The following is a 9,986-nucleotide window of genomic DNA, read 5'->3' on the forward strand; positions in this document are numbered from 1 at the left end:
GCTTGCCCGCGAAGAACGATAACGCGGTGTATCAGGCATACCGCGGCGCCTCATTCGCGGGCAAGCCTCGCTCCTACAGAGGAATGTGTTTGCTTAATAATCCTGGCGTTTGCGAAACGCCCAACGCCCCGCAATCACCGTAAACGTCGCGACCAAGGCCACCAGGATCCAGAACCCCTCCGGGTCCTGCGATAGCGGCACGCCCCCCACGTTCATGCCAAAAAAACCGGCAATGATGTTGATCGGCAACGCCAGCACCGTGACCACGGTCAAGGTGAACAGCGTGCGGTTGCTTTGCTCGTTGAGGTTGGCGGCAATCTCTTCCTGCAACAGCTTGATCCGCTCACCCAGCGCCGTGAGGTCGTTGATGATCAGCGCAAACTCCTCGGTGGATTTGCGCAGCTCCTTCACGTCTTCCTTCTGCAACCATTGCGGCGGGCGATTGAGCAGGCGCAGCAACGAGCCCGGCTCCAGCGCCAGCAGCCGTTGCAAGCGCACCAGCACCCGGCGATTGGCGCCCAGCTCTGCGCGGTTGGTCGACAGCCGCGAGGACAGCAATTCATCTTCGATCTGATCGACACTGAGGCTGGTCTTGCGCACGATCTGCGTCAGCACTTCGCCCTGGTCGCGCAGCAAATGCACGAGCAATTCCAGCGGCGAGCGAAAACGCTCACCGGCCTTCACCGAGGATCGCAACTTGTCCACCGAGTGCAGCGGTTGCAGGCGCGCGCTGATGATCAGCCGACTGCGCGCGCACACCCACAGCGTCGACACGTCCGAGGAGACCATGCTGCTGAGGTTGAATACCACGTCGTTGACCACCGCCAGCAACGCCGAATCGACATGCTCGATGCGCGTCGAACGTGAGCCTTCATGCAAGGCTTCGAAAAACTCGTCGGGCAATTCCAGATGACTTTTCATCCAGCGCTCGCACGCGGCATGAGCGAGGTTCAGGTGCAGCCAGAGAAATTCGTCGCTGTCGTCCGGTTGTTGCAGGGACCGCAACGCCATGGCCGAATCGATTTCCCGACCGCGTTCACCGGGACGAAAACTGAAACCGTACAGCAGACCGAACAGGTCCGGGTCGCGATGGCTTTGGTCGATGCTGTGGTTCATGAGGTCTCGCTGTGAGGAGGCGGCCTGTCGCGGGTTTCACAGGTTCACTTGAGCCGCATCATCGCAAGGCGTCTTGACAGTTTTGTGACAGCTTCGTGGAGCTGGCCAAGTGCCTTCTACCGGCGGTCGGAACCGCTCAAGAACGGCCCTGACACGCCGATCTCGTAGGAGCCAGCTTGCTGGCGATAGCGTGCTGCCAGTCAATAGATTTCCCGACTGACCGGACGCTATCGCCAGCAAGCCGGCTCCTACAAAAGCATGCGTTCGACGCTGTAGACAGGGAATGTCCGGATTATTTTCACGCCTCACAAGGGCGTGCCTCATTCCTGTCACGAGTACCTTCCGATGTCTTTGCAAAAGTCCTTGAGAGCGCAAATTCTCGCCCTGTTGAGCGGCAGCCTGTTTGCGATGCTGTTGATCGCCCTGGCCTGTTTTCACTTTCTGTCGAATGGCGTTCAAAGCTACGCGAATCTCATTGACGGCCCGCTGCACACCTCTCAATTGATCGATGAAGCCAACCTGCAATTCAAGGTGCAGGTGCAGGAATGGAAAAACGTTCTGCTGCGTGGCAAGCAACCGGCAGACCTGGACAAATACTGGAAGCAATTCGAAGACCGTCAGCGCGAGGTGCAGGGCATCCTCGGCGAACTGGCCGGGCAGAAGGGCATCGAGCCGCAACTCAAGACCCGCATCGAACGCCTGCGTGACGAGCATCGGCAGTTGGGCGCGGCATACCAGAAGGGCCGTGATGCCTACGTGGCGGCCGGTGCCGATCCAACGGCGGGCGACACCGCGGTCAAGGGCGTGGACCGGGCGACCAGCGATCAGATGAGCGAACTGGTCAGCGAATTGCGCAAACAGGGCGTCGAGCAGTCGAAGCTGATCAGCGCCAGCGCAGATCGCACCGTGTTGTTGGGCATCATTGTGATGCTCGCCTCGGGCCTGTTGATCGGGCTGTTGAGCCTGTGGCTGGTCAATCGCAATCTGGTCGAACCGATCCGCAAATTGATCGACTACGTGGCGCAACTTGCCCAGGGCAAGTTTGCCGAACGCGTGGCCAGCACCCGTCAGGACGAGCTGGGCAAACTGGCGATCGCGGCCAATACGCTGCGTGATTTCCTCGCTGAAACCTTTAGCCGTTTGCAGGTCAGTGCCAAGGATCTGGACGGCGCCAGCAGTGAGTTGAATTCGATCGCCAGCCTCATGGCCAGTGGCACCAACGAACAGTTCAACCGCACTGACCAAGTGGCCACGGCGATGAACGAAATGTCTGCCACCGCGCAAGAAGTTGCGCGTCACGCCGCCGATGCGGCACGTGCTGCCGACGATGCCGACCAGTCCGCCCAGCAGGGCGAAAAAGTCATGCAGGGCACCATCCACACCATCACTCGCATGCGCGGCGAAATCGCCAATACCGCCACGGTCATCCGCCAACTGGAAACTGACAGCGGCCGCATCGGCAAGGTGCTGGAAGTGATTCGCGGCATCGCCGAGCAAACCAACCTGCTGGCACTCAACGCCGCCATCGAAGCGGCGCGTGCCGGTGAGGCTGGGCGCGGTTTTGCCGTGGTGGCCGATGAAGTGCGCAGCCTCGCGCAGCGCACGGCGGCGTCGATCATCGAGATCAACCAGATCATCCAGACCGTGCAAACCGGTGCGGTGGACGCAGCCCAAGCGATAGAAAGCGGCCAGTCGCGCAGCGAAGAGAGCGTTCAGCAAGTGACCGAGGCCGGCGCCATGCTGGAGCGCATCACGCATGCCGTGGAAGCGATTCGCGACATGAACCGCCAGATCGCCACCGCCGCCGAAGAGCAGACTTCGGTCGCCGAAGACATCTCGCGCAACCTCACCGAGATCACCAGCATCGCCAGTACCAACCTCGACAACGTGCAACGCACCGAAGCCGCCAGCCACAACCTGCACGGGTTGTCGGGGCAGTTGAACGAGGTGACGGCGCGCTTGAGCGCCTAAGGGAAATGACTGTGTACCGGATTGCTTACCAAGTCGGTACACAGTCGATCTCAAGTCCGTTGACCCGATGTCGATGATGAGCGTATTCCCGTCACCTCAATGGAAAACGCCATGGTTAGCATCTCGTCTGTTTCGATCATCCAGCCCGTCGCCACTGCTTCGGCCAAAGCCACAGCAAGCACTGACGACACGTCTGTCACCGCAAGCGCCGAGGCGTCCAGCGACACCACCAAAGTGTCCGCCGACGGCGCACCGGCAGCGAGTGGCGGCAGTTCCAGCAGCAGCGAAGAATCGGATTCGGTGAAAGCCCTGCGCAAGCAGATCGCCGAGCTGCAAAAGCAATTGCAGGAACAACAGCAACAACTGCAAGCGGCCCAGGCCAAACAGGAAAGTGCAGACGCCAAGGCCGCCGATGTGTCGGTGGCTCAGTCGCAGATTGCGACGACCTCAGGTTCGTTGCAGACCGCAACGGCGGCGTTGTTGGCGGCGTTGCAGGAAGAAGGCGGCAGCACTGCGGGATCGATGGTCAGTACGTCGGCCTGATTCGAAAACACAAAAAAGCCGCACGATCCGAAAATCGTGCGGCTTTGTTGTGCGGGCATCAGTCGTCTTGCTTGTTCTTCAGGACTTCGCCGGTGGCGGCGTTCAAGTCCACGTCCCACTCAATGTTTTTGGCATCACGCAGTTCAACTTCGTACTCGTAGATGTTGGAGTGTTTGTCGAGGTCGCTGTCAGTGATCGTGGCGCCCGGGTGCAACTTCAGAACGATCTGGTTCAGCTCTTCCAGCGGCTTGATCTTGCCATCTTTGACCAACTGAGGGATCTGATCGACAGGAACATCAGCCGCCTGCGCCAGGCCAGCGGTGAGGGTCAGAGCGGCAGCGGTGAACAGGGCAGTCAAAGTCTTCATGAGGTTCTTTCCTTGGTGAGCTGTTTAAGTGGGGCCAGATTAACTGGGGCAACTTAATTCACCCTTAATTCCAGGAGCATCGCCGGCAAGCCGGCTCCTACAGGTCCGTGTCGTTCACAACTTTTATGAACGACTCAAACTTGTAGGAGCCGGCTTGCCGGCGATGGCGTCACCTCGGTTCTGGATCAATACCCGTTGTTCTGCAACAACTGCGCAACCGTACCCGCCGCCGGGCGTTTGTAGAACTTCAACAACTCGCTGGCGCGGTTGGTGAAGATGCCATCAACCCCGGCGTCCATGACTTTCTGGTAATCCACCGCATCATCGATGGTGTAAACGTGCACCAGCAAACCCTGATCGTGGGTGTACTGGTTCATCCATGGTTTGACCAGGTCCGAGTAGCTCTGATCGCCACCCTTGGTCAGCGCGGCAGAAGGGCCGGTGCCGATCGCGCCTTGAGCCTTGGCGTACTCGACCCATTGCTGGAATTCGGCTTTGTCCTTCGGTTCCTGTTTGGCGTAGTACGTGGCTTTGTCCTTGTCGCCGGACTCGGCGAACGTCACCTTGGACTTGGGCTCGATGCTGCCTTCGCCGACCCACAACAGCAGGATCTTCGGCACTTGCGGCATTTCCTTTTCCAGCAGTTCGAGGCTGCTCTTCTCGAAGGTTTGCAGCACCACCTTACCTTTGCCCTGGCCGACGGCGAGTTCGCTTTTCGCCAGTTTCGAACCGGCCGGGCTCAGCCATCCGCGATCCTGCAATTTATCCTTGAGGTCGCGCTCGAGGCCGGGGAATTGCTTCGGCTCCTTGGTTTCGATGTACAGGCCGGGCTTGTGCAGCGGATTGCCTTGGGCGATGTCGATGATTTCGTCGAGGGTCAGGATTTTCAGACCGGCAAAAGACGGGCGCGCACGATCCGGATAAGCCGTGTTGAACCAGCTGCCGGCGTCGAGGGTTTTCAGCTCGGCGATGGTGAACGCGTTGGCCGGGCTGTCCTTGCGCTCAGGGAATTTGCTGGCGACGTCGGTGGTGCGTTGCAGGTTGTTGTCGTGCAGGGCAAACAGCACGCCGTCCTTGCTGCGTTGCAGGTCGAGTTCCAGGTAGTCTGCACCCAGGTCGCGCGCCAGTTTGTAGGCGGCGGCGGTGGATTCCGGTGCATCGAAGGACGCGCCACGGTGGGCGATCACCGCCGGGTGCGGAATGCCTGCATGGGTGGCCAGTGAAGTAGGGCTTGGCTCGCTGGCGGCCTGCGCCTGGCCGAGGCCGAGCAGCACGCTCAGCAGCAGGGCGCTCTTGGTGAAAGTTACAGGCATGGTCGAGATCCTTTCGCAGAGTGTTTTCAAAGACGTCTCTTTTAACAACTGAGCGTCGCTTGCGCTATCGCGAGACCGACATAAACGTGTTTAAAGCGGATTTTTTCAGCACATTTGTGCGGTTCTTTGCAGTACTCTTGGCCCCGGCAGCTTCCCCGGCAGAGGGAACGCCCTTCATCTTGCCCTGCGTGTAAACCATCGATCACTTGTGTGAGGTTTATATGCGCATCACTTCCGAACTCATCTGCCAGGCCGCCGACCAACTCAAAGGCTTCGTCGGTCTCAATCGCAAAACCGGCCAATACATCGTGCGTTTCAGCGAAGACTCCTTCGGCATGGACGTGGCGGATGACGGCATCATTCCTGTGAGTGAATTCGTCTGGGCGTCGGGGCCGGAGCAGGTCATGACGCTGAAGCGCGAGTTGATTCAGTTGTTGCTGGACCAGAACATCGATGACCGGATCAACATTACCGAGCCGTTGCGGGTGTACATGAATCGGCGGGAAGTGCCGGAGATTTCGGCGGTGCGGAGTTTGGTGCAAGGGTGATGGTTTGCGGTGATTGTTATGGCCTCATCGCTGGCAAGCCAGCTCCTACAGGGATATGTGTCGTACACAAAACCACTGTGGGAGCGGGCTTGCTCGCGAAGGCGGCTTAAAGGACACCGCAACTGTTACTGCATGAACTCATAGGCCCGCTCAACCCTGCACACCCGCGTACTGCACGCCGCATACCAGGTCGAGCGCCCACGCTCACGAATCGCGCTGTGCTCGGGATGATGTTTCCACGCCACAATCGCCGCCTCACTGGCCCAATAGGAAACCGTAATCCCGAGCCCATCCTCACCCCGCGCCGACTCTACACCGAGAAACCCCGGCTGCTCACGCGCCAGTTCAACCATGCGCTCGGCAGCCTCGGCGTAACCCTGATCGCCGTCGGTGCGCAGCGAAGTAAAAATCACCGCGTAGTAGGGCGGTTCCGGTGTCTGGGCAATCATGATTTCTGCCTCACACACGCGTCGATCAATGCACTCACCAGCGGCGGCAGAATTCCTTTGAGCGCGGCACGTTCAGGTTGAAACAGCGTGGCGACAAAAAACGGATGCCCGCGTAATTCCACCGCTCGCAAATCCCCCGTCGAATCGTGTCCCACAGCGGATAATTCCTGGCTTAGCAAATCCCGCTCAAACTGCGGATTCACACCATAACGGCAGCGATAGCCTTCACGAATCTCCGTGTTTTCGTACGCCTTGGCGATCAACGAACCTTCAACCAGATGAATGCTGTCGATGGCTTCCACTAGCGAGCAAGTCAGCGGCGTTAGCAACGCTCGCGTGGCATCGGGAGATGTCTCGCCGTGCTCGGCATCTCTCCACCCCAGAACGTTGCGGGCGTATTCGAGTACCGCGTGCTGAAAACCGCCACACGTACCGAGGAAAGGTCGCTGTTGTTCGCGGGCAAAGCGAATCGCTCGCAGCGCACCGTCTTCATTGCGGTAAGGGCTGGCGGGCACGCACCAAAAGCCGTCGAAGTCTTGCAGCGACGAGTCGTCGTTGATGTCGTCGGTGGCCAGCCACTGGAATTTCACATCCAGTCCGGCGTGTTCGGCAGCCATGCCGAGGGCAACGGGAATCGCCTGGTGGGCGGTGACTTGCGGGTCGTAATCGCCGATCAGGGCGATGCGGATGGCGCTGTTTTCCATGAGGGCTCTCGACGCTTGTTGATTCCTGGAGCCCACTATAGATTGGCGCTCACGCACTCAACATTGGCGTTATCCCAAGTGATCAATGCAGCAGCGCACTATCGACTGGACTACCCCGACCTGTCCCTGATCCTCGCCCTCGTGCGCGGCGGCTCGCTGGCCCGGGCCTCGGCGCTGTTGAAGGTCGACGTTTCGACCGTGTTCCGCGCCGTGCGCCGACTGGAAGCCGCGCTGGGCCAGCAACTGTTCGAAAAAAGTCGCGCCGGCTACTTGCCCACCAGTCTTGCGCAGACCTTGGCCGAACAGGCTGAGCGCGCCGAGCAAGCGCTGGAGGCTGCGCGCATCGGCGTGGAGCAGGGCGGTGAAGTCATCAGCGGCACCGTGCGCCTGACCTGCACCGATTCGGTTTTACAAGGTTTGTTGCTGCCGGCGCTGGCGCAGTTCATGCCCGGCTATCCGGCGCTGACGATCGAGTTGAGCACGTCCAACGACTTCGCCAATCTCAGCCGGCGGGACGCGGACATCGCCTTGCGCCTGACCCGGAATCCGCCGGAACACTTGGTGGGCCGATGTCTGGCGCAGGTGTCGTATCGCGTCTGTGCGAGCACGGCGTATCTGAAATCGGTCGATGCCGAAGACTTGGCCGCGCTGACATGGATCGCCCCGGACGACTTCCTCCCCGATCACCCCACCGTCGCGTGGCGTCGTCAGCAATTGCCCGGCGTCACACCGGGTTATCGTTGCAACAGCATGTTGTCGGTGACTGAGCTGGTGCGGGCCGGGCTCGGTGTCGCGGCATTGCCAGACTTTCTGATCGATGACGGGCTGCAACCGTTGAGTGAGCCGTTGCACGGTTACGACACCGCGCTGTGGTTGCTGACCCGCCCGGACTGTCGCGCCTTGCGTTCGGTGGTGACGTTGTTCGATGAGTTGGGGCGGGCGTTGAAATTGCTGTAATGCTTGTAGGCGCTTGATTCAGAGCTGGTAGCAGGCGAGGAACATGTCCAGCGCAGAGTCCACGACGGTGGTCTGCATCTCAGGCGACAGGCCGGGCAGTCCCATGGAAATCTGCGGCCAGAATGCAAAGGATTTGAGCATCCCCTGAACCTGTTGAGCGGCAAACTCCGGGTCGACCGGCTTCAATCGCCCATCGGCCTGAGCGGCGCGAATCCACACGGTCAGGCCTTCTTCGCGCTTGCCCATTCTCTCGACCATGTTCTGCGCGCGCTCGGGGGAATGAATGGTGGCTGCGATGGCGACCCGCGCCAGGTCGAGAAAATTGTCATCGCCCAGCATCTGCAATTTCGCCATCAGCATGCGGCGCATCTGCTCGCGCAGCGGCAAGTCAGGGCGGTAGGCCGTTTCTTGTTCGGCCGTCACCCTGGCCCATAATTGATTGAGGATTTCGGCGAACAACTCTTCCTTGCTGGGGAAGTGGTTGTACACCGTGCGCTTCGACACGCCAGCGGTGGCGGCGATCTTGTCCATGCTGGTGATGTCGAAACCGTTGGCCCGGAATTCGGCAATCGCCGCTTGAATGATCGCTTCGCGTTTTCGGTCGGTCAGGCGCTGTGGAGCTGTCATAAGTACGCTTCGGCAGAAGAAAATAAGAATTACACTTGGCAGTTTACTTGTGATCAGCTTTGATGCAACCTAGAAACTACACTGTGCAGTGTAATGTTTCGTTAATCCTGCGCAGCCAAAAATAGAGTGTTCGGCTGATGCGTGCGTGCCTTGGCCATTTATCGTCCCACCGTAGAAACTGCACATCGTGCGGTTTCCTGGAGTCATTCAGTCATGGCCAATTCCACTAACGTTTCTGCACCTGAAGCGTCCCGTCAGGCCGAAGGGCACTTCCGCAACCATGCGCCCGTGCAACGAGAAGGCTTGCGCAAAATGGTGCGCATCATGTGGAACATGATCTTCCACAAACCCCGTAACACCCGCCCGACGGCGGCCGTTCCGGTGCAGCGCCTGACCCACGACGCGTTGATCGCCGCGCCCAACCACAGCGTCTATCGCCTCGGTCATTCCACGGTATTGCTGAAACTGCGGGACAAATTCTGGATCACCGACCCGGTCTTCGCCGAACGCGCTTCACCGGTGCAATGGGCCGGCCCGAAACGCTTTCACCAACCACCGATCAGCCTCGAAGAACTACCGCCGATTGAAGCGGTAATCCTGTCCCACGATCACTACGACCACCTTGATTATCAGGCCGTGCTCAAACTGGCGGACAAAGCCAAATACTTCCTCACGCCGCTGGGCGTCGGCGACACCCTGATCAAGTGGGGCATCGACGCCAGCAAAGTGCGCCAGCTCGATTGGTGGCAAGGCACCGAAGTCGACGGCATCCAATTCGTCGCCACCCCGTCGCAACACTTTTCCGGCCGTGGGCTGTTCGATGGCAACAGCACGCTGTGGGCCTCCTGGGTGATGATCGACGCCGACACACGAATCTTCTTCAGCGGCGACAGCGGCTACTTCGACGGCTTCAAACGCATCGGCGAACAGTTCGGCCCGTTCGACCTGACACTGATGGAAACCGGCGCTTACAACGTCGAGTGGCCGCATGTGCACATGCAACCCGAAGAAACCCTGCAAGCGCACATCGACCTGAAAGGCCGCTGGTTACTGCCGATTCACAACGGCACCTTCGATCTGTCGATGCACGCCTGGTTCGAACCGTTTGACCGGATACTGGCATTGGCCTGGGAACGCAGTGTTTCGATTACCACGCCGCAGATGGGTGAGGCGTTTAACGTGATGTACCCGCAGCGGGGGAGTGCTTGGTGGTTGGGGATGGAAAACGTCAGCGATCAGGTGGAAATCCAGAACGCATGACGTATTGAGGCCCGGCCGCTTGTGATGCAAGCGGCTCGTGCCGACACCTCACTCAACCATCGCAAAATCCGCCCGCCCCACCGAATTCGACTCAGCCCCTCTCCCCTATACACATCTCCGAGCCCACGAGA

Annotated in this window: 11 protein-coding genes; 5 read left to right on the forward strand and 6 right to left on the reverse strand. The window is 59.6% G+C overall.

Going from position 1 to position 9,986, the window contains the following annotated elements:
* Nucleotides 1–93: 93 nt before the first annotated feature.
* Nucleotides 94–1,116, reverse strand: a complete 1,023-nt coding sequence (locus tag KGB25_RS10360; protein ID WP_192229145.1) for a transporter — start codon at nt 1,114–1,116, stop codon at nt 94–96.
* Nucleotides 1,117–1,461: 345 nt separating this feature from the next.
* Here KGB25_RS10360 and KGB25_RS10365 point away from each other — a divergent pair, with 345 nt between their 5' ends.
* Nucleotides 1,462–3,087: a methyl-accepting chemotaxis protein gene (locus KGB25_RS10365; protein WP_223434892.1), complete on the forward strand. Its 1,626-nt coding sequence runs from the start codon at nt 1,462–1,464 to the stop codon at nt 3,085–3,087.
* Between the two features lie 111 nt (nt 3,088–3,198).
* The gene (locus KGB25_RS10370; protein WP_223434893.1) at nt 3,199–3,630 is read left to right on the forward strand and encodes a hypothetical protein; all 432 of its coding nucleotides are present in this window, start codon (nt 3,199–3,201) and stop codon (nt 3,628–3,630) included.
* 58 nt (nt 3,631–3,688) lie between these two features.
* Here the strand turns inward: KGB25_RS10370 and KGB25_RS10375 are convergent, their stop codons facing one another.
* Both KGB25_RS10375 and KGB25_RS10380 read right to left on the reverse strand, forming a co-directional pair.
* Nucleotides 3,689–3,997, reverse strand: coding sequence for a PepSY domain-containing protein (locus KGB25_RS10375; protein ID WP_207285429.1), 309 nt, complete (start codon nt 3,995–3,997; stop codon nt 3,689–3,691).
* A gap of 185 nt (nt 3,998–4,182) precedes the next feature.
* The gene (locus KGB25_RS10380) at nt 4,183–5,310 is read right to left on the reverse strand and encodes a glycerophosphodiester phosphodiesterase (protein WP_008032545.1); all 1,128 of its coding nucleotides are present in this window, start codon (nt 5,308–5,310) and stop codon (nt 4,183–4,185) included.
* Nucleotides 5,311–5,531: 221 nt separating this feature from the next.
* Between KGB25_RS10380 and KGB25_RS10385 the strand changes: the two genes are divergently transcribed.
* Entirely contained in the window at nt 5,532–5,858 is a 327-nt protein-coding gene (locus KGB25_RS10385) for a DUF2025 family protein (RefSeq protein ID WP_223434894.1), read from the forward strand.
* A gap of 125 nt (nt 5,859–5,983) precedes the next feature.
* On the opposite strand, the gene KGB25_RS10390 is transcribed toward KGB25_RS10385, so the two are convergent.
* Both KGB25_RS10390 and KGB25_RS10395 read right to left on the reverse strand, forming a co-directional pair.
* A complete protein-coding gene (locus KGB25_RS10390; protein WP_223434895.1) occupies nt 5,984–6,307 on the reverse strand; it encodes an antibiotic biosynthesis monooxygenase family protein in 324 nt (107 codons plus the stop codon).
* Nucleotides 6,304–7,011 (reverse strand): CTP synthase, encoded by a 708-nt coding sequence (locus tag KGB25_RS10395; RefSeq protein ID WP_223434896.1) that lies wholly within the window; start codon nt 7,009–7,011, stop codon nt 6,304–6,306. Before KGB25_RS10395 ends, KGB25_RS10390 begins: the two co-directional genes overlap by 4 nt.
* A 15-nt stretch (nt 7,012–7,026) precedes the next feature.
* Between KGB25_RS10395 and KGB25_RS10400 the strand changes: the two genes are divergently transcribed.
* Nucleotides 7,027–7,968 (forward strand): LysR family transcriptional regulator, encoded by a 942-nt coding sequence (locus KGB25_RS10400; RefSeq protein WP_223434897.1) that lies wholly within the window; start codon nt 7,027–7,029, stop codon nt 7,966–7,968.
* A gap of 18 nt (nt 7,969–7,986) precedes the next feature.
* Here KGB25_RS10400 and KGB25_RS10405 read toward each other — a convergent pair whose 3' ends face one another.
* Complete coding sequence (locus KGB25_RS10405) at nt 7,987–8,595, reverse strand: TetR/AcrR family transcriptional regulator (protein ID WP_223434898.1); 609 nt, start codon at nt 8,593–8,595, stop codon at nt 7,987–7,989.
* 213 nt (nt 8,596–8,808) lie between these two features.
* On the opposite strand from KGB25_RS10405, the gene KGB25_RS10410 reads away from it, so the two are divergent.
* Entirely contained in the window at nt 8,809–9,855 is a 1,047-nt protein-coding gene (locus KGB25_RS10410; protein ID WP_223434899.1) for an MBL fold metallo-hydrolase, read from the forward strand.
* Nucleotides 9,856–9,986 lie beyond the last annotated feature (131 nt).

This window comes from Pseudomonas sp. BF-RE-21 (genome assembly GCF_019947305.1).
Lineage (GTDB): Bacteria > Pseudomonadota > Gammaproteobacteria > Pseudomonadales > Pseudomonadaceae > Aquipseudomonas > Aquipseudomonas migulae.

Excerpts from the sequence above, each read along its gene's own strand:
- KGB25_RS10370 (WP_223434893.1), top strand. The coding sequence starts at position 3,199 with ATGGTTAGCATCTCGTCTGTTTCGATCATCCAGCCCGTCGCCACTGCT.
- KGB25_RS10365 (WP_223434892.1), top strand. The coding sequence starts at position 1,462 with ATGTCTTTGCAAAAGTCCTTGAGAGCGCAAATTCTCGCCCTGTTGAGC.
- KGB25_RS10405 (WP_223434898.1), bottom strand. The coding sequence starts at position 8,595 with ATGACAGCTCCACAGCGCCTGACCGACCGAAAACGCGAAGCGATCATT.
- KGB25_RS10395 (WP_223434896.1), bottom strand. The coding sequence starts at position 7,011 with ATGGAAAACAGCGCCATCCGCATCGCCCTGATCGGCGATTACGACCCG.
- KGB25_RS10360 (WP_192229145.1), bottom strand. The coding sequence starts at position 1,116 with ATGAACCACAGCATCGACCAAAGCCATCGCGACCCGGACCTGTTCGGT.
- KGB25_RS10410 (WP_223434899.1), top strand. The coding sequence starts at position 8,809 with ATGGCCAATTCCACTAACGTTTCTGCACCTGAAGCGTCCCGTCAGGCC.
- KGB25_RS10380 (WP_008032545.1), bottom strand. The coding sequence starts at position 5,310 with ATGCCTGTAACTTTCACCAAGAGCGCCCTGCTGCTGAGCGTGCTGCTC.
- KGB25_RS10385 (WP_223434894.1), top strand. The coding sequence starts at position 5,532 with ATGCGCATCACTTCCGAACTCATCTGCCAGGCCGCCGACCAACTCAAA.
- KGB25_RS10390 (WP_223434895.1), bottom strand. The coding sequence starts at position 6,307 with ATGATTGCCCAGACACCGGAACCGCCCTACTACGCGGTGATTTTTACT.
- KGB25_RS10375 (WP_207285429.1), bottom strand. The coding sequence starts at position 3,997 with ATGAAGACTTTGACTGCCCTGTTCACCGCTGCCGCTCTGACCCTCACC.